The organism is Janthinobacterium sp. PC23-8 (genome assembly GCF_002250505.1).
Lineage (GTDB): Bacteria > Pseudomonadota > Gammaproteobacteria > Burkholderiales > Burkholderiaceae_D > Janthinobacterium.
Genome location: NZ_NJGY01000002.1, coordinates 229,696 through 247,379, shown reverse-complemented (window position 1 = coordinate 247,379; position 17,684 = coordinate 229,696). Strand labels below are relative to the sequence as shown.

Below are 17,684 nucleotides of genomic sequence, written 5' to 3'. Positions count from 1 at the left end.
CGTCATGTCCGACTACATCATTGTCCTGCTGCTCGCTTTCACCGCAGTGCTCTGCGCCTGGACCTTGCACAAGGTGCGCCTGATCCATTTGCTGGCGCACCAGCTGCGCGACCAGGCCGACAACGCGCCGGCCACCCTGTTTCGCCAGCTCGAAGCGCTCGACGGCTTGCAGCGCGAACTGAAACTGGACAAAAGCCTGCCGCGCACGCGGGGCTGGGCCGGCTCGCCCGACTTCCTGCTGGAGCTGGCGCGCCATGCGCAAACGGCCAGGCCGCAGGTGGTGCTCGAATGCAGCAGCGGCGCCTCGACCGTGGTGCTGGCGCGCTGCATGCAGCTGCAGGGCGCGGGCCAGGTCTACAGCCTGGAGCACGATCCGGAGTATGCGGCGCGCACGCGCGCCGAACTGGCGCGCCACGGCTTGTCGGGCTGGGCGCAGGTCATCGACGCGCCGCTGCGCGCGCATCAACTGCAAGGTGAAACCTGGCCATGGTACAGCACCGATCACCTGCCGCACGGGCTGCCGGTCGACATGCTGGTGATCGACGGCCCGCCGCAGGCGGCCGGCACGCAGAGCCGCTATCCGGCCGGCCCGCTGCTGTTCCCCCGCCTGACGCCAGGCGCCGCCGTCTACCTCGACGACGCCGCGCGCGCCGACGAGCAAGCCATTCTGCGGCGCTGGCGCAGCGAATTTCCCTTGCTGCGGCAGTCGCTGCTGGCCTGTGAAAAAGGCTGCGCACGCCTGGTCAAGGAAACCGTGCACGACGATGCGCCGCCTGAGCCACGGCAGCGGCAAACCATCCTGGCGCAGATGCACTGAGCGCCAGGATGGTCATTCGGCGCTGGATGGGGCGATGGACGGTGGCGTTCATCCTGCAACGATGTTGGCGCCGTGTCGCCGATTTCCACGCTACACTGGAAGCTCTCAAGGAGCAACGATGGCATCACAGCAATCCACGGTCGACTTCCTGCTCGACCAGATGGCCGGCGCGGGCGCGCTGGTGGCAAAGAAAATGTTCGGCGAAACCGGCCTGTATTGCGATGGCAAGATGTTTGCCATCGTCGCCGACGACCAGCTCTACATCAAACCGACTGCAGCGGGACGGGCCTGGATAGGCTCGCCACACGAAGCGCCGCCCTATCCACAAGCGAAGCCCTGGTTCCTGATCGGCGGCGAACAGTGGGATGAGCGCGAGTGGCTGTCCCAGCTGGCACGGCGCACCACCGACGCCTTGCCTTTGCCCAAGCCGAAAACTGCACCGAAAAAGAAAGCGACGCCAAGCTAGTCCACGCTGTTGGCGCAATCGCTGCCATTGCGATAGCAATCGAGATTATGAAAAGTGATGGCGGCGATTTCGCGCAGGGCCTCGATGGTAAAGAAGCCCTGATGGCCGGTGACGAGCACGTTCGGGAACGTCATCAGGCGCTGGAAGACATCGTCGTCGATGATATCGGACGAATGGTCGTGGAAGAACAGGCTGCTTTCCTGCTCGTACACGTCGATCGCCAGGGCGCCGAGCTGGCGCGATTTCAGTGCCTCGATCACGGCGCCCGTATCGATCAGGGCGCCGCGCGAGGTATTGACCAGCATGGCGCCGCGCTTCATCTGCGGCAAGGTGGCCACGCCGATCAGATGGCGCGTGCTGTCCATCAGCGGGCAATGCAGCGAGACGATGTCGGACTCGGCCAGCAACCGTGGCAAGTCGACCATGCTGCCAAGATGGGAAAATTCCGATGACGGGTACGGATCATGGCCCAGTACCGTGCAGCCAAAACCCTTGAAAATGCGCGCCGTGGCCAGGCCGATCTTGCCGGTGCCGACGATGCCCACCGTCTTGCCGTACAAGTTAAACCCCAGCAAACCGTCCAGTGAAAAATTGCCTTCCCGCACACGGGCGTAGGCGCGGTGGGTGTGGCGGTTCAGCGTCTGCACCATGGCCAGGGTGTGTTCGGCCACCGCTTCCGGGGAGTACGCGGGCACGCGAGCGACAAACAAGCCCAGGCGTTTGGCCGCTGCCAGGTCCAGGTTGTTATAGCCGGCGCAGCGCAGCACGATGGCGCGCACGCCATGGCCATGCAAGGCCGCCAGCACGGTGGCGTCGAGCACATCGTTGACGAACACGCAAACGGCCTCGGCGCCCTGCGCCAGGATGGCGGTCTCCGCTTCGAGCAAGGCGCTGTGGTAGACCAGTTCGATGCTGGACGCATCGGACCGTGACAGCAGGGCTTCATCGAAGAAGCGGCGGTCATAGGGCTGGCTGCCAAAGAAGGCGATTTTCATGGTGCTTCCCAATTGTGGCGACTGATGACAAAAACGCCATCATAGCGCAACGGTGCCCGGCGACGCCAGGTTCACAGGCTATGGCTGCACGCGCGGCAAGGTGATCAGCTTGCGCACAAACGCCGTTTCCTGTGGATGCTCCTGATGAAAACGGTCGCGCGCGGCGCGCATGGCGTGTTGATGCGCGGCCAGGTTCTCGCTGGTCAGTTCGATGCCAAAGTCCTCGGGCGGCACGGGCTCGCCATCGCCGCTGCCGAACAGGCGCGCCAGGATCATGCGGCCCACATTGTCACGGTAGTGCGACGCTTCCCAGTAGTAACGCATTTCGCGCGCGCCGCCAAATTGCGGGATCGCTTCGCTGGTGATGCTGTTAAAGCCGGAAAAATCATGCAGGCGCAGGTCGCAACCTTGGGCGCGGTGGTGCTCCGTCAACTGTGTGATGTCGCGTTGCCACTGTTCCATGGCCGGCCACTTGCCGCGCCAGTACAGCACGTCCATCGTCAGCGCGTGGGTGGGGTTGATATACAGGCGCAGGCGCGTGCCGTCGCGGCACAGCTTGCCTACGGTGGCGTCGAACGCCCGCAGCGCATCCGGCGTGGGGCCGGCGCCGGCGCCGAACTCCTGCAACCGCGGCACCATGGCTGGCGCCGTGCCGCCCCAGCCCTTGATGCGGTCGCTGAAACAGCGATGGTCACGCTGGCCATGCAAGGCCAGGCTCGACAGGCAGACGCTGCCGAAGCTGCCTTGCAGCAAGCGCAGGGTGTCGTGCGTCATGTCGACCGTCAGGCCGCGCTTGACATTGAGCAAGGCGCGCCGCACGAAAAAGGCCGGGCCGTCCTCGGTCAGGCCCGGTTCGATGCCGGCCGAGCCCTGCTCCATGGAAAACGAGGGTGCGTCGATGCCCCACACCATGGTGTCGACATGGCTGACCCGCGCCGCATGGCGTGCCAGCAGCATGGCGTCGCCGATGGAGGCGCCCGAGACGGCGCTGTTGAACACGGTCTTGCCATCGAACAGCCCGTGCACGCTGGCCGGCAGGCCCATTTCCGTACGCGAATTGCCGATATACACGATCGCCGGCCGGTAGCGCGCCACGGCATAGGTCTTGCCCCACACGCTGAGTTTTTCGCGCGTCGGTTGCAGCCGCTGCAGCAGCGGGCTGTCCCACTGGTGCAGCAGATACGGATCGATCTGGTAATTGAGGATGGCGACGATGGCCAGCGCGGCCCCGGCGCAGCCGCAGAACAGCGCCACATAGCGGCGGGCGGAAATGGTGTCGGCAGTATCCATGGTCAGAATTGAAAATAGAGAAATTCGGTGACGCGGTTCATGCCAAAGATGCAGGCAACAAACAGCGCCGCAAACCCCAGGCTCCAGCGGCGCGTGGGGCGCCAGTGCCAGGCACGGCGGCCCACGCCGCCATCATGAAATATTTTTTCAATACATGGCTCGTAATGAACAAATATTTCTTGCGTATTGGGCGCCCTGAAGGCCAGCAGCATGGCCAGCAACAGCACCGGCAGGCCTGGGCCGGCCAGCTGTATCCAGCGTATGCCGTCGAAGGCGGGCTGCCAGCCCCACCGCGCCAGCGGCGCGGCCAGCGTTTCGAGGCCACGCGGCAGGCTCACGCCATTGGCGCCGAACAGCGCGCCGACGATGTCCCAGGCCGTGTGCACGTCGGGCGCACGGAAAAAGATCCAGGCCAGCATGACGGCAAGGAAGGTGAACAGCGGCGGCCACCAGCGCCCCGTCGCCGCGCCGAAGCGCTGCTGCCAGGCTTGCTGCAGCACCAGGTACACGCCATGCAAGCCACCCCATATGACAAAGGTCCAGCCGGCGCCGTGCCACAGGCCACCCAACAGCATGGTCAGCATCAGGTTGCGGTAGCGCATGGCCAGCCCGCGGCGGCTGCCGCCGAGCGCGATATACAGATAGTCGCGCAGGAAACGCGACAAGGTCATGTGCCAGCGGCGCCAGAATTCGGCGATATTGACGGCTTTATAAGGCGAATTGAAATTGAGCGGCAGCTTGACGCCGAACAGCCGCGACAGGCCGATAGCCATGTCCGAATAGCCGGAAAAGTCAAAATACAGCTGGAAGGTATAGGCCAGCACGCCGACCCACGCTTCGATCAGGGTCGGTTCGGCGCCGGCGGCAAACACGGGGATGGCCATCGGCGATAAATTATCCGCAATCAGCACCTTTTTGGCCAGGCCGACGACAAAAATCGACAGGCCGATGGCGAAATTGCCGGCATGCGGGTGCGTATTGGCCGCATCGGCAAATTGCGGCATCATTTCCCGGTGGTGCAGCACCGGCCCGGCGATCAGGTGCGGAAAGTAGCTGACGAACAACACATAATGGATAAAGCGGTATTCGCGCACCTCGCCCCGGTAGCAATCGACGAGAAAGGCGATCTGCGTGAAGGTAAAGAAAGAGATGCCGATCGGCAGGACAATGTCGAGCGGCGGCAGCCCGCCAGCGCCAGCCGCAGTGGTCAAGGCATTGACGCTGTCGACAAAGAAATTGGCGTATTTATAATATGCCAGCAGGCACAGGTTGGCCGCCAGCGCGGCGACCAGCACGCGCTTTCTGGCCGGCCCGGTGCGCGCGCCGATCAGGCGCCCTGCCAGGTAATTGACGGTAATCGAGGCGAGCAGCAAGGGCAAGTAGCGCACATCCCAGTAGCCGTAGAAAAACAGCGATGCCGCCGCCAGCCAGGCGGCGGGCAACAGCGGTTTGCCGAATCGCCCCAGCATGAAGTAGCCGGCCAGCACGATGGGCAGGTAGAAAAACAGAAAACTGAAGGAATTAAACAGCATGGCGCCTCCCGGCCGGCGCGCTGCTGGCATGCAGCTGGAAATAACAGTCGGCGATCTGCGCGGCCACCCGGTCCCAGCTGAACTGGCCCACCAGCGCCTGCACGGTTGCGCGTTCAGGCGGCCGGGCCGCCAGTTGCTCGATGGCCAGTCGCTGGGCGGGACCGTCGTCCCAGTGCACCTTGCGCAACGCAAAGGCCGAATCGGGCAAGTCGAGCGCGCTTTGCGACGTCATCACCACCGGCGTGCCGGCGGCCAGCGCTTCGAGCACGCACAAAGGCATCACCTCGCCCTGGCTGGGCAAGGCCACCACGGCGGCCGCATGATAGGCGCTGGCCAGCAACGGATCGGCGTGCTCCAGGCTGCCCAGCCAGGTGACATTTTGCAAGGCCAGCAGTTGCTGCAAATACGGCAATTCGTGGCGCGGCGCGGCGCCGATCAGCACCACCGGCAAGGCGCCGCCCGCCAGCGCGCGCGCCAGGCCCAGCTGATTCTTGTACGGCGAAATGCTGCCCACCATCAGCACGAACGGCCCGGCAATGCTCGTCTCGCGCCGGAACAGGTCGCCATTGGCTGTAAAGAAATGCGGATTGACGCCATTCGGAAAGACGCGGATCTTTTCGTGCGCCACGCCGAAGCCCTGCACGATGGCCTCGCGCTCGGCTTCGCCCAGCGCCAGCACCAGCGTCGACAACTGCAGCGCGCGCCGGCTCTGGGCATAGCTGGTTTGCACCATCCAGTCCGTCAGCCGGCCCGCCAGGCGGTCCGCCAGTTCGGCGCGCCTGGCGGTGGCGCGGTTCCAGCCCGGCGACAGCAACGGTGACAGCACCACCGGCAAGCCCAGCTCATGGGCCATTTCAACGATGCGAAAATTGCCGTTAATTGCGGAAAACACATGGATCAGATCGTACTCGGCCAGCCGGTCGTGATTGGCGTCCACCAGCCGCACCTGCAACGGCCGCCCGGGGCTGGGCGTCAGCCGGTTCAGGGCGGCGACGGTTTCGCGCACCTGTATCTGCAGGCCGCCGTCGCGCTGGAACAGCATGGGATAAGACAGGATGCCGACTCGCATGGTTTTCCTTCAGGGCGGTGTCCTGGCCGCCAGCATCTTGCCGGCCAGCTTGCGCTGCAGCAGCAAAAACTCGGCAGCGAGGTCATGTTTCAACAGAAAAATGCCGGCGATCCAGCACAGCAAGGTGGCCAGGGCCGTGCCCAGCAGCGCCAGCAAGGGCATGGCGTGGGGCAGCTCGTCCGGCAACCAGAACGCCACCAGCAGCGGCGCCGGCGCACTGCAAGCACACAACAGCAAGCTTTTTTGTACCGTTCGCAGCAGCAATCGCCAGTCGAGACCACAGGCCGCGTGCAGCGAGCGGTAGCTGAGCGCGCTGCGCAGCAGCAGCGCCAGCACCACCGACCACGCCACCGCCACCAGGCCGAACGGCGCCGCCGCCAGCACCAGCGCCACCTTCAGCACGCCGGACCAGGCATCGATGCCGACTTGCACACGCATCTTGCCGGTGGCCACCAGCAGGTAGCGTGCCATGCTGAACATGCTATAGACGGCCGATGACAGACACATGATGCGGATCAAGGGCACACAGGCGATCCATTGCTGTCCATACAGCAATTTGACCAAAGGCAAAGCCATGCAGGCGAGGAAGAAGAAAAACGGCCAGCTCAGGGCCGTCATATAGCTGACGGTGCGCAGATAGGCCGGCCCGGCACCGCCCTGCCCGCCGGCACGCTCGTGGGCGGCAAACAGTGGAAACACCACCGGCGAGATGGCGCTGGTAATCATCTGGTTGAACATATTGAGCACGCTGGTGGCCTTGCCGAACAGCGCCAGGCTTTCGATATCGATCAGCTTGCCGATGATCAGGTCCGGCGCCGCCACGCTGGCCTCATCGATCAGCCCGCCTCCGGTCGCGTACGCGCCAAACGCCGCCACCGTGCGCATGCCCTGCCGCCCCGGCAACCACGGCAGTTCGCGCGGCCGCAGCAACAGACTGACCGACAGGGATGCCGCCGTGCCCGCCAGCGCCGCCCACACCATGCTCATGTAGCTGTAGCCCAGCAGCGCCAGCCCCACCGCCACCGCCAGATTGGTCACGCTGTTTGCCGCATTGATCGCGTAGATGGCGCGAAAGCGCAGCTGCCGGCGCAGCATGGGCATGGCCAGGGCGCTGAACGGGATCAATACAAAATTAATCGACAGCAATTGCAGCACCAGCCGCAAGCGTGGTTCCTGGTAAAAGTCGGCCAACGGCCCGCTGGTGGCCAACACCAGCAGCGCCAGCAGCCAGGCGACCAGCACGCTGGTGCCCAGCGCCGCGCGCAGCTTGACGATATCGAGCTGCTTTTCCTGGATCAGATACTGCCCGACACCAAAATCGCGTACCACCTGGGCCAGCGCCACCAGCACCGCACCGAGCGAATACACGCCCACTTCGGCTGGCGTGAGCAGGCGCGACAAGATCATGGTGGCAACGATGCCCAGCAGCAGCACCGTGTATTTTTCGGCAAACGAAAACAGCAGCGAGTGGCGGGTGGCGCTCATAGTCAATCCCGGCGGTCAGACCAGGCCGGCGTAGAACTGGCGCAACTGCCGCTCCAGGCGCGGCATCGAATAGCGCTGCTCGGCCTCCTGGCGGGCCGCCAGCGCCATCAGCGCGCGCCGTGGCCCATCCTGCAGCAGATCGGCCACGGCCTCGCAGGCGGCCAACTCATCGTCCAGCGGCAGCAGCAGGCCGCCGGCGCAATCGTGCAGGATATCGCGGGTGCCGGGCACATCGGTTCCCACCGCCGGCACGCCGCAGGCCATCGCCTCGACGGTGGCGATGCCGAAGCCTTCGTTGCGACTGAGCAGCAAATGCAGGTCGAAGGCCGGCATCAGCAATTCGATGCGGGCCTGGTAGCCGGTGAAGATCACCTTGCCGTCAACCCCGGCCGCCTGCACCTGCAGCCGCAGCGCCGCCTCCAGCGGCCCGGTGCCGGCCAGCACCAGATAGAGCTGGGGAAAGCGCGGCAGCAGGCGCAAGAACATCGCCAGCAGCGCGGCGGGGCGCTTTTGCGGCGACAGCCTGGCCACCGAACCGAGCACCAGCGCGTCTTGCGGCAAGCCCAGCTGCTCGCGCGCCTGCCTTCTGCGCGCAGGGGAAACGATAAAGAGTTCAGTATCGACGCCATTCGGTATCACGGCCAGGCGCGTGCCAGGGGCCAGCATGTCGCGGTACAGGTCCATGAAGTGCTCGAGCGCCGACGGCGACACCGCATACACGCCTTTCACGCAGCGCATGGCCTTGGCCAGCAGGGGCTTTTGCCAGGCGCTGAACGGCTCCAGGGGAAACGCATTGTGCACGCTGATGACCGCCGGCAATCGGCAGCGGCTGGCCTGCCACAGGATCGACGCCCCATAGGCCGTCCAGCAAAACGCCACATGGACCAGGTCGGCACGATAGCGCCGCAAGCGCCAGGCGCCCGTCAGCCAGGCGCGCAGCAGGTTAAACCGGCGCCAGGGCCAGTGCTCGATGAACAGCGGCGGCTGGTACACGCTGATGCGCACCTGCCGGGCCCGCAATAACTGCGCCCACCGCTCAAAACCGGCAAAACGGCGCAGCGCCAGCAGGCTGTGGTAACCGGCGCCGTCGAGCATGCTTGCCTCCTGCGCCATGCGCAACTCCATGCCGCCCAGTTCACCCGAATAACTGGTGATCAGGATGCGCGCGCGGCGCCGCTCCCTGCCTTGCCATGCTTCCTGGCAATAGCCAGCGATATTGGCCAGTTCCCAGCGCCGCACGAAGACCTGTTCCCGGTCGCGCCGCAGCCAGGCCGCCAGCCACCCGAGACTGTCGCGCATGAAGCGTCCCAGCATCCAGCGCGGCACGCTGGCCGATGTCTGCTGGCGAAAGCGTCCCCGTCCATGCAGCCAGGCGCGCCGCAGCACCCACGGCTCGGCCACCTGGTGGGCGCGAATGATATGGGCCACGCAGGCCTTGGGGCAAAACCAGGCCAGATGGCCCGCTTGCGCCAGGCGCAGGTTGAAATTGACTTCGCCGCCCATGGCGTAGCTGGCGCCGTTGGGCCCGATGCTGTCGTCAAAGCGCAGGCCTTCGGCAAAAATGCGCCGCCGCACCGCCATGTTTGCGCCCCACACCAGGCCAGGATAGATGGGGCCGTCCGGCAAGCCCGCTTCGGTCAGTCCCCACGTCAAGCCGGCAGGCGTGTGCTGCAACAGCCAGGGCGCGGGCGGCACGCGCCAGGCCGGCACGATGGCGCCGCCAAACAGGGCGTGGCCGGGTTGGCGCGCGGCGCATTGCTGCAGGCGACGCAGCCAGCCGGGCCGGGGAATCGCATCGTCATCGGTAAATACCAATAATTCCTGGCCGTCGCCGCCCTCGCGCAACACCAGTTCCAGCGCGGCGTTCAAGGCCGCATTCTTGCCGCGCCGCGCCACGTATAAAGTAGTCAAGGGCAAGCGCCCGCGGAAGGCGGCCAGTATGGCGCCGGTATCGTCGCCGCTGCCATTGTCGGCGATCACCAGGCGCCAGCCCCCCATGGGCGCGGCCAGCGCCGTGTACGCGCGCAGCACGTCAGGCAAGGTGGCGGCGCCGTTGTAGGTCGCCATCAGTACGGTCAGCAAGCGCGCGTCTCCTGTGATGAGAGTAGTCAGGGAAGGCAAGGTTACCGAGCAGTGTACTGAGCCAATTTCCCCAGCCGTTGACAGGCGTCAATGCTCAGTGCCTGCGATGCGATAACACTAGGCGACACCGCCAGCCAGGAACACTACACTCCATGCGCGACATACTGATTACCCTGATCGTGTTCGGCTCCCTCCCCTTCATTTTCAAGGCGCCCGCCTATGGCGCCCTGATGTGGGTCTGGGTCAGCGTGATGAATCCCCATACGCAAGGGTGGGGCTTTGCCACCCAGCTGCCGTTCGCGATGATCATTGCCGTGACCACCTTGGCCAGCATGTTGCTGTCCCGCACGCCCAAAAGCCTGCCGATGACGCCTGTCAGCGTCTTGCTGCTGCTGTTCGTGCTGTGGATGAACGTGACGGCGCCGTTTGCATTGCTGCCGGGGCCGTCATGGGTGCAGTGGAACAAGGTCATGAAGATCATGCTGATGAGCTTTGTGGTGATGATGGTGATACGCACGCGCGCCGATATCGTCAGGCTGGTGTGGGTGCTGGTGGTGTCGATCGGCTTTTACGGCGTCAAGGGCGGCATCTTTACCATCCGCAGCGGCGGCACGGAGCGGGTGTGGGGGCCGGAAGCGACATTTATCGGCGACAACAATGCGCTGGCCCTGGCGCTGATCATCACGATCCCCTTGATGTATTACCTGCAGCAAAGCAGCGCCAAGCGCTGGGTGCGCCATGGGCTCACCGGCGCGATGGTGCTCAGCGCCCTGGCCGCGCTCGGCTCGTATTCGCGCGGCGGCCTGCTGGCCATTGCCGCCATGTGTCTGTTCATGTGGCTCAAGAGCGGCAAAAAGTTGGCGCTGGGTGCGCTGCTGTGCCTGCTCGGCCCCTTGTTGCTGGCCTTTATGCCCGAACGCTGGGCCGAGCGCATGGACACCATCAACACTTTCCATGAGGACAGCTCGGCCCAGGGCCGCCTGAACGCCTGGCAAATGGCCTGGAACCTGGCGCGCGACCGTTTCCTGGGCGGCGGCTTCGACGTGTCCGATCCTGGCATCTTTGCCCGCTATGCGCCCAACCCGCAGGACGTGCATGCGGCGCACAGCATTTATTTCCAGGCCCTCGGCGAACACGGTTTTGTGGGCCTGGCGATCTACCTGGCGCTGGGCTGGGCCACCTGGCGCACGGCCGCCGCCATTATCAGACTGTCGCGTGGCAAGCCCGAACTGGCCTGGGCGCTGGGGCTGGCGACCATGTGCCAGGCCAGCATGGTCGGCTTTGCGGTCGGCGGCGCCTTCCTCAGCCTGCTGTATTTCGACCTGCCGTATTACCTGATGGCGGCGCTGATCGCCACCCGCATTCTGGTCGAGCAGCATGTGCAGGCGCAGCGCACTGTGCCGCTGCGCAAAGCCAGCAAGCAGGCAGCATCGAGCATGGCAGGCCAACCATGAGCGGGGCCGCGCTGTCGATCCTGATCTACCACCGGGTACTGGCCCGGCCCGATCCGCTGTTCCCCGGCGAAGTCGACCGTGCGCTGTTCGAACGCCAGTTGCGCCTGCTCAAGCGTTTTTATGCGGTGCTGCCCCTGCCGCTGGCCTTGCAGCGCCTGCAGGACGGCAGCCTGCCGCCGCGCGCGGCCTGCATCACGTTCGACGACGGCTATGCCGACAACGCTGACCATGCCCTGCCCTTGCTGCAACAATATGGCCTGCACGCCACCTTCTTTATCGCCACCGGCTACCTCAATGGCGGGCAGATGTGGAATGACCGGGTGATCGCCGCCGTGCGCCATGCGCCGGGCGATACGCTGGACTTGCGCGACCTGGGCCTGGGCAGCCTGCCGCTGGCCGGCCTGGAGCAGCGCCGCGCCGCCATCGGGCATGTGCTGGGGCGCTTGAAATACCTGCCTTTCGAACAGCGCCAGCGCCTGGCGGTCGATATCGGCCGGCGCGCCGGCAGCGCCACGTGCGGCAATGACCATGCGATGCTGAGCACTTCTCAACTGCAGCGGCTGCATGGCGCCGGCATGGGCATCGGCGCACACACGGTCAGCCACCCCATCCTGGCCGCCATGTCCAACCGCGCCGCGCGCATTGACATTGCCAACGGCAAGCGCGAGCTCGAGCTGCTGCTGCAAGCACCGGTGACCCTGTTTGCCTATCCGAACGGCAAGGCCGGCCGCGATTACGGGCCGGCCCATGTCGAGATCGTCAAAAGCCTCGGTTTTACGGCGGCCGTGGCCACAGATTGGGGCGTGGCACGGTCAGCCCCCGGGCTGGACCTGTTCCAGTTGCCCCGCTTTACGCCGTGGGATCGAGGACGCCTGGCGTTTCTGTGGCGGTTGCGCCAGAACCGGCGGCAAAGCCCCGTGCATGGGCGCTGAGCCATTGCTCCAGCATCATCAGTATCCACACCATGGTGCCGTGATAGGCGGGATGTTCCAGCAGCAAGCGCCCTTGCAGATCATCGATAAAGCCGGGGCGCACGATGCCGCGCCGGCGCAGCTGGGCCAGACTGTCAAAGGCAAACTCGCGCAGCGGCGCATGGCTTTGCAGCCACAGGCCGAACGGCAGGCCGAAACCGTGCTTTTTCTTGCGCACGATGGCCGGTGGCAAGATACCGGCAAGGGCCTGCTTGAAAAACGGCCGCAGCCGCATGCCCTTGAGCTTGTCGCCGGGCGGCAGGCTGGCGGCAAACGCCACCATCGCATCGTGCAGGAAGGGAAAAGCCGCCTCCACGCCGGCCAGTTCGCAGGCCTTGCGCACCTTGGGCAAGTCGTTGTCGGCCAGGGTAAAGCGCATGTCGAGCGCCAGCAAGGCGTTGATCTGGCTCAGCTTGCATTCAGGCCGCTGCCACCAGGCGCTGTTCAGGCAATCCAGGGCCATGCCTGGGTCGATGGTCTCCAGGAAAGCATCTTCCAGCACCGTGCGATGGCCATAGCGCTGCAGCAGGTTATAGCTTTCCAGCCGCGCCGGCAGCGCCATCGTGGCCTGCTTGATATAGCTGCGCGCCTTGTTGCCCAGACGCGATGGCCGGCTCAAGCCTGCACGAAACAGCAGCGGCTCGATGAGCCCCTGGCGCAGCATGGCCGGCAGGCATTCATAGCTGGAGAGCAAGGCCTGGCGCGCATAGCGCTCGTTGCCACCAAACAATTCGTCGCCGCCATCGCCACCCAGCATGCGCGTCATGCCGTCCTCGCGGGCCATCCTGGCGCAATAATAAGCGGGAATCGCCGAGGCATTGCCGAACGGCTGGTCGAACACGGCCGCCATGGAAGGAATCGCCGCCAGCACATCGTCGGCCGTCACATAGTATTCATGGTGCACGCAGCCGGCGTGCCTGGCGGCCAGCCTGGCGTAATCCATTTCATCGTAGCCGGGTGCGTCAAAGCCGATGGAATAAGTGCGCGCGCCCGAGCCCGTTACCTGGCCGACGATGGCGGCAATGGTGGAGCTGTCGGTACCGCCGCTGAGAAAAGCTCCGGTGCGCTCCGCCGTATCGCCCAGGCTGCATTCCACCGCCAGGCGCAAGGTGTTCAGGAACGCCTGCTGGCGGCGGGCAAAGGTGGCGCGGGTGTTTTCCTGGAAGACCAGCGACCAGTAACTGCCCTTGCACTGCCTGCCGGAGCGCACATGCAGGTATTCGCCCGGCAACAGCCGCTGCCAGCCCAGATACGCCGTGCCAGGCGCCGGCACCATATGGAAAAACAGGTAGTGATACAGGGCCTGCGGATCGAGCGCACCGCGGATGGCAGGATGGGCCAGCAGCGCATCGTGCGAGGAAGAAAAAAAGACGCCTTGTTCATTGGACACATGGCTGAGCGGATAAGTGCCGGCCCGGTCCACCGCCAGCAGCAGCTCGCCTGCTGCGCCATCAACGATGGCCAGCGCAAATTCGCCGGACAAGGCGGCGCAGGCTGCGGCGCCACGCGCCAGCCAGAGCGGCGCCAGCCGCTGCGCCACGGCGACAGTCGATTCCCCGAGCATGGGCCGGCCCCAGAGCGCGATCAATAACTCCTCGTGCTGATAAAGATGCGCGGCGCCCTCGCCAGCGGCCACCGCCAGCGCACCTTTCTCACCCGTGTGCTGCTGCAATGGCGCCTGATCAAAGCGCGACAGGGGCGCGGCCATGACCTGCATCGATGCGGGACTGGCGCCCAGCCAACCGCACAGGCCGCTCATACCAGCACCTCGGCCGGCAGCGGATGGCCGAGAAAGGCGCTCGGGCTGGCCGTCAAGCCATAGGCGCCCGACTGGAACACCACCACCAGGTCGCCCTCGCTGGCGCGCGCCATCTCCATCTGGTCGGCCAGCAAGTCCAGCGGCGTACACAGCGGCCCCACCACCGAGACCACTTCGCGCTCGCCGCCGTGCAGGCGGTTGCCGATCGCCACCGGATAGTTCTTGCGGATCAGCTGGCCAAAATTGCCGGAGGCGGCCAGGTGATGGTGCAAGCCGCCATCGGTGATCAGAAACACCTGGCCATGCGACAGCTTGCGTTCGATGACCTTGCACACATAGATGCCGGCTTCGGCCACCAGATAGCGGCCCAGTTCGATATTCAGGCGCGCATCGGGCGCCGCCTCGGCCAGCTTGTCGAGTTGCCGTTGCAAATTGTCGGCCAGCGGCGCCAGCTCCAGTGGCGTGTCGCCGGGAAAATACGGCACGCCAAAACCGCCACCGATATTAAGCACGCGCAAGGGTCCCGGCGCCGCCTGGGCCAGCTGCAGCGCCAGCGCAACGCTGGCCGCCTGGGCTTCGGCCAGGGCCGCAGCCGACAGGTTTTGCGAACCGGAAAACAAGTGAAAACCGTGAAAATCCAGCTGCAGCTGGCCGATGCGCGCCAACAGTGCCGGTACCAGCGCCGCATCGACGCCGAAGGGCTGGGCGCCGCCGCCCATGCGCATGCCGGCACGGCGCAGCGCAAAGTCGGGGTTGACCCGCACGGCTACGCGCGCCGGCACGCCCAGCCGCTCGCTGGCCAGCGCCAGCTTTTCCAGCTCCATGCCCGACTCGACATTGACCAGCACACCCGCCGCCACCGCGCGCGCCAGTTCGCTCTCGCTTTTGCCTGGCCCCGCAAAGCTGATGGCGCCCGGCGCCATGCTGGTGTCGAGCGCGGTGGCCAGCTCGCCGCCCGAGGCCACGTCGATGCCATCGACCAGGCCGGCCAGCCACTGCACCACGGCCGGCATGGGATTGGCTTTCATGGCGTAATGCAGGTGCACGCCCGGCGGCAGCGCAGCGCGCAGGCTGGCCACCCGCTGTGCGATCCGCGCGCGGTCATAGGCATAGAACGGCGTGCTGCCGATGCGCTGGGCAAGGCGCGTCAGCGGCAGGCCGCCGAAGCGCAAGACATCGCCGTCCGACGCCAGTTGTTGCAGGGCCGCATGCACGGGCAGGCCGCGCGCGTTCATGGCCGTTCTCCGGTCGTGCTCAACACCTCGGCCAGCTCCGTCATCTCGCGCGCCAGCAGCGCCCGGTCGATCTTGCCATTCGGATTGCGCGGCAGCGGCTCGCCGCGGATCTCGAGCCACAGCGGCATCATGTAGGCAGGCAGGCGCTGCCGGCAGGCCGCCAGCAGCGCCTCGCGCCCCAGGGCCACGCCAGGCGCGGCGGTCACCAGCAGGGCAATCGCCGCGCCCAGCAGCGGATGCGGCACGCCGAGCGCAGCCGCCTCGCCGACCAGGCCGCTGGCATAGGCCACTTCCTCGATCTCGGCCGGACTGACCCGGTAGCCCGAGGTCTTGATCATTTCGTCATTGCGGCCCACGAAATACAGATAACCGTCGGCGTCGCGGCGCACCGTGTCGCCCGACCAGACGGCCAGTTCGGGCAGTACCAGGCCATCCGCCCGGGGCGGCAGCGGCTTGAAGCGTTCGGCAGTGCGCGCGGCATCGTTCCAGTAGCCGAGCGCTACCAGCGCGCCACGGTGCACCAGCTCACCGGGCTCCTCGTCGTCGCAGACGCTGCCATCGGGACGCAGCACCAGCACCTCGGCGTTCGGGATCGCCTTGCCGATGGAGTCGGGGCGCGTTTCCAGCTGTTCCGGCGGCAGGTAAGTCGAGCGAAACGCTTCCGTCAGGCCATACATCAAAAAGATTTGCGTGCGCGGCAGTTGCGCGCGCAGCTTGTCGACGGTGCCCGGCTGCATCACGCCGCCCGAATTGGTGATATAGCGCAAGGATGCCGACAAGGGCCAGCTCAGCTGCGATAGCTGTATCCACAGCGGCGGCACCGCTGCCAGGCCCGTGATGGCTTCCTGCTCCACCGTTTCGACGATATCGCGCAGCATCAGATAATTCATCAGCACGGCGCAGGCGCCGCTGGCAAAGGCCGTGGTCAGCTGGCTCAGCCCATAGTCAAAGCTGAGCGGCAGCACGCACAGCAGACGGTCTTGCGGCGTATTGCGCAAGTAGCTCGAGACGCTGAGCGCGCCGGCCACCATATTGCGATGCGACAGCACCACGCCCTTGGGCCGGCCGGTGCTGCCCGAGGTGTATAAAATGGCCGCCATGTCTTGGTCGATCATGGCCTGTGCCGTCATCGGCAGGTCGGAACCGAGCTCCAGCACCGAGGCCCAGGACAGTATCCGCACGCCGCCCAGGGCGGTATCCGGGCCACGTTCGCCGGTGACGATCACGGTGTGCAAGGCGGGGCATTGCTCCAGCACCGGCGCCAGCTGCGCCAGGCGTTCGCGCGAGGTGACCAGCATCGCCACGGCGCAATCGCTCAGTATATAGGCGACCTGCGCGGATTTGAGCAGCGGATTGACGGGCACGAACACGCCGCCGGCCGCCGCCGCGCCGAACATGGCGAGCACATTTTCTTCGCGCTTTTCCAGGTAGACGGCGACCCGCTGCGCGCGCTGCAAGCCCAGCTGCAGGAGCGCGCCGGCGCAGTCGCGCACGCCTTGCGCCAGTTCGCCGTAAGTCAGCTGCGCGCCCTGGTACGACAGCGCCGGCGCGGCGGGCAGACGGCGCGCCGTCTCGAAGATCAAGTCATGGATCAGTGTTGCCATCGTCTTCCCTTCATGGTCAAACCCGCTACAGGCATGATGCATTTCATGCATCCCCTATGATTGGGACAAACGGCGCTGCGGTTCTTGACTTTTATCAACTAACACGGCCCGGAGGCATAACTTGAGGCCGCGCAATACTGAGCGATGCCGCTGCGCTCTAATGGACAACGTTGGCGGCATAGCCGTCCCATCCCTGTTCGCCATGGCCTGGTCACTGAACCGTATTCGCCGCATCGCCGCCACCGCGCGCCAGCTCGGTTGGCTGGACGCCGCCTGGCATGCGTGTGCGCGCCTGCTGCAGGCGGTGTCAGGCGGGCGTTGCGCACTGCACCGCTATCAGTTCGTGGCCCAGCCGGTGGCGCCCGGTTCCCTGTGCCGGGGGCGCGGCAAGGCGATCGCCGTCACGCCCTGCCCGGCCGCCGAAGCGCTGCCGCCCGGCCCTGCGCGGCCGTTCGAGGTGCTCAGTGAGCGCTATCGCCAGGGCGCGCAATGCCTGGTGGCGCACGCCACGCGCGCCGATGGCGCCGGCCAGCCCATCGCCGGCTGGCTGTGGCTGCTGCGCGGCGCCTGCCAGGAAGACGAGGTGCGCGCGCGCTACCTGCTCGCACCGCAGTTGTCATGGGACCTGGACGTATGGGTGCACCCCGAGCAGCGCGGCGCGCTGGTGTTTGCACGCCTGTGGGAGGAAGCCAACGCCGTGCTGCATGCGCAGGGCGTGCGCTGGTCATGCAGCCGTATCTCGCGTTTCAACCCCGCTTCGCTGGCGGCGCATGCGCGCCTGGGCGCCGTCAATCTTGGCACGGCAACGTTTGTGCGCTGCGGCCGCTGGCAATGGACGCTCGCCAGCCTGCCGCCCTTTTTTCACCTGTCGCGCCACCCCGCCAGCTTCCCGCGTTTTCACTTTGATCATTGACCCTGGAGCCAC

Annotated in this window: 14 protein-coding genes; 5 read left to right on the top strand and 9 right to left on the bottom strand. The window is 65.7% G+C overall.

All coding sequences use genetic code 11. From position 1 onward, the window contains the following. The first annotated feature begins 4 nt into the window (after positions 1 to 4). Complete coding sequence (locus CD932_RS16200; RefSeq protein WP_094443836.1) at positions 5 to 817, top strand: class I SAM-dependent methyltransferase; 813 nt, start codon at positions 5 to 7, stop codon at positions 815 to 817. A 118-nt stretch (positions 818 to 935) separates the two neighbouring features. After that, the gene (locus tag CD932_RS16195) at positions 936 to 1,283 is read left to right on the top strand and encodes a TfoX/Sxy family protein (RefSeq protein WP_094443835.1); all 348 of its coding nucleotides are present in this window, start codon (positions 936 to 938) and stop codon (positions 1,281 to 1,283) included. Here CD932_RS16195 and CD932_RS16190 read toward each other — a convergent pair. The 6 genes from CD932_RS16190 to CD932_RS16165 all read right to left on the bottom strand — a co-directional run bounded on the left by CD932_RS16190 (position 1,280) and on the right by CD932_RS16165 (position 9,736). Continuing rightward, positions 1,280 to 2,278 (bottom strand): 2-hydroxyacid dehydrogenase, encoded by a 999-nt coding sequence (locus tag CD932_RS16190; protein ID WP_094443834.1) that lies wholly within the window; start codon positions 2,276 to 2,278, stop codon positions 1,280 to 1,282. The two genes, CD932_RS16195 and CD932_RS16190, sit on opposite strands and share 4 nt — an antisense overlap. A 78-nt stretch (positions 2,279 to 2,356) precedes the next feature. After that, a complete protein-coding gene (locus tag CD932_RS16185) occupies positions 2,357 to 3,568 on the bottom strand; it encodes a hypothetical protein (RefSeq protein ID WP_094443833.1) in 1,212 nt (403 codons plus the stop codon). A 2-nt stretch (positions 3,569 to 3,570) separates the two neighbouring features. Beyond that, the gene (locus tag CD932_RS16180; RefSeq protein WP_094443832.1) at positions 3,571 to 5,100 is read right to left on the bottom strand and encodes an MBOAT family protein; all 1,530 of its coding nucleotides are present in this window, start codon (positions 5,098 to 5,100) and stop codon (positions 3,571 to 3,573) included. After that, positions 5,090 to 6,169 (bottom strand): glycosyltransferase, encoded by a 1,080-nt coding sequence (locus CD932_RS16175; protein ID WP_094443831.1) that lies wholly within the window; start codon positions 6,167 to 6,169, stop codon positions 5,090 to 5,092. Before CD932_RS16175 ends, CD932_RS16180 begins: the two co-directional genes overlap by 11 nt. A gap of 9 nt (positions 6,170 to 6,178) precedes the next feature. Beyond that, positions 6,179 to 7,654 carry a lipopolysaccharide biosynthesis protein gene (locus tag CD932_RS16170; protein ID WP_094443830.1) on the bottom strand — a complete coding sequence of 492 codons (1,476 nt, stop codon included), beginning with the start codon at positions 7,652 to 7,654 and terminating at the stop codon, positions 6,179 to 6,181. 15 nt (positions 7,655 to 7,669) lie between these two features. Continuing rightward, a complete protein-coding gene (locus CD932_RS16165) occupies positions 7,670 to 9,736 on the bottom strand; it encodes a glycosyltransferase (protein ID WP_254926628.1) in 2,067 nt (688 codons plus the stop codon). Between the two features lie 152 nt (positions 9,737 to 9,888). Here CD932_RS16165 and CD932_RS16160 point away from each other — a divergent pair, with 152 nt between their 5' ends. Together CD932_RS16160 and CD932_RS16155 are read left to right on the top strand one after the other, a co-directional pair. Further along, positions 9,889 to 11,190 carry a putative O-glycosylation ligase, exosortase A system-associated gene (locus CD932_RS16160; protein WP_094443829.1) on the top strand — a complete coding sequence of 434 codons (1,302 nt, stop codon included), beginning with the start codon at positions 9,889 to 9,891 and terminating at the stop codon, positions 11,188 to 11,190. After that, a complete protein-coding gene (locus tag CD932_RS16155; RefSeq protein ID WP_094443828.1) occupies positions 11,187 to 12,122 on the top strand; it encodes a polysaccharide deacetylase family protein in 936 nt (311 codons plus the stop codon). The genes CD932_RS16160 and CD932_RS16155 overlap by 4 nt, the downstream gene beginning before the upstream one ends. On the opposite strand, the gene CD932_RS16150 is transcribed toward CD932_RS16155, so the two are convergent. Genes CD932_RS16150 through CD932_RS16140 form a run of 3 tightly spaced genes read right to left on the bottom strand, consistent with a single transcriptional unit; the run spans position 12,040 to position 16,759 of the window. Continuing rightward, on the bottom strand, positions 12,040 to 13,920 hold the full coding sequence (locus CD932_RS16150) for an asparagine synthetase B (RefSeq protein WP_094443827.1): 1,881 nt from the start codon (positions 13,918 to 13,920) through the stop codon (positions 12,040 to 12,042). The genes CD932_RS16155 and CD932_RS16150 overlap by 83 nt on opposite strands. Next, positions 13,917 to 15,155: a pyridoxal-dependent decarboxylase, exosortase A system-associated gene (locus CD932_RS16145; protein WP_094443826.1), complete on the bottom strand. Its 1,239-nt coding sequence runs from the start codon at positions 15,153 to 15,155 to the stop codon at positions 13,917 to 13,919. Before CD932_RS16145 ends, CD932_RS16150 begins: the two co-directional genes overlap by 4 nt. Then, complete coding sequence (locus CD932_RS16140; protein ID WP_094443825.1) at positions 15,152 to 16,759, bottom strand: acyl-CoA ligase (AMP-forming), exosortase A system-associated; 1,608 nt, start codon at positions 16,757 to 16,759, stop codon at positions 15,152 to 15,154. The genes CD932_RS16145 and CD932_RS16140 overlap by 4 nt, the downstream gene beginning before the upstream one ends. Before the next feature lie 160 nt (positions 16,760 to 16,919). Between CD932_RS16140 and CD932_RS16135 the strand changes: the two genes are divergently transcribed. Continuing rightward, positions 16,920 to 17,672: a hypothetical protein gene (locus tag CD932_RS16135; RefSeq protein ID WP_254926627.1), complete on the top strand. Its 753-nt coding sequence runs from the start codon at positions 16,920 to 16,922 to the stop codon at positions 17,670 to 17,672. Positions 17,673 to 17,684: the final 12 nt, after the last annotated feature.

Excerpts from the sequence above, each read along its gene's own strand:
- CD932_RS16200 (WP_094443836.1), top strand. The coding sequence starts at position 5 with ATGTCCGACTACATCATTGTCCTGCTGCTCGCTTTCACCGCAGTGCTC.
- CD932_RS16160 (WP_094443829.1), top strand. The coding sequence starts at position 9,889 with ATGCGCGACATACTGATTACCCTGATCGTGTTCGGCTCCCTCCCCTTC.
- CD932_RS16195 (WP_094443835.1), top strand. The coding sequence starts at position 936 with ATGGCATCACAGCAATCCACGGTCGACTTCCTGCTCGACCAGATGGCC.
- CD932_RS16150 (WP_094443827.1), bottom strand. The coding sequence starts at position 13,920 with ATGAGCGGCCTGTGCGGTTGGCTGGGCGCCAGTCCCGCATCGATGCAG.
- CD932_RS16155 (WP_094443828.1), top strand. The coding sequence starts at position 11,187 with ATGAGCGGGGCCGCGCTGTCGATCCTGATCTACCACCGGGTACTGGCC.
- CD932_RS16185 (WP_094443833.1), bottom strand. The coding sequence starts at position 3,568 with ATGGATACTGCCGACACCATTTCCGCCCGCCGCTATGTGGCGCTGTTC.
- CD932_RS16145 (WP_094443826.1), bottom strand. The coding sequence starts at position 15,155 with ATGAACGCGCGCGGCCTGCCCGTGCATGCGGCCCTGCAACAACTGGCG.
- CD932_RS16170 (WP_094443830.1), bottom strand. The coding sequence starts at position 7,654 with ATGAGCGCCACCCGCCACTCGCTGCTGTTTTCGTTTGCCGAAAAATAC.
- CD932_RS16175 (WP_094443831.1), bottom strand. The coding sequence starts at position 6,169 with ATGCGAGTCGGCATCCTGTCTTATCCCATGCTGTTCCAGCGCGACGGC.
- CD932_RS16190 (WP_094443834.1), bottom strand. The coding sequence starts at position 2,278 with ATGAAAATCGCCTTCTTTGGCAGCCAGCCCTATGACCGCCGCTTCTTC.
- CD932_RS16135 (WP_254926627.1), top strand. The coding sequence starts at position 16,920 with ATGGACAACGTTGGCGGCATAGCCGTCCCATCCCTGTTCGCCATGGCC.
- CD932_RS16180 (WP_094443832.1), bottom strand. The coding sequence starts at position 5,100 with ATGCTGTTTAATTCCTTCAGTTTTCTGTTTTTCTACCTGCCCATCGTG.
- CD932_RS16140 (WP_094443825.1), bottom strand. The coding sequence starts at position 16,759 with ATGGCAACACTGATCCATGACTTGATCTTCGAGACGGCGCGCCGTCTG.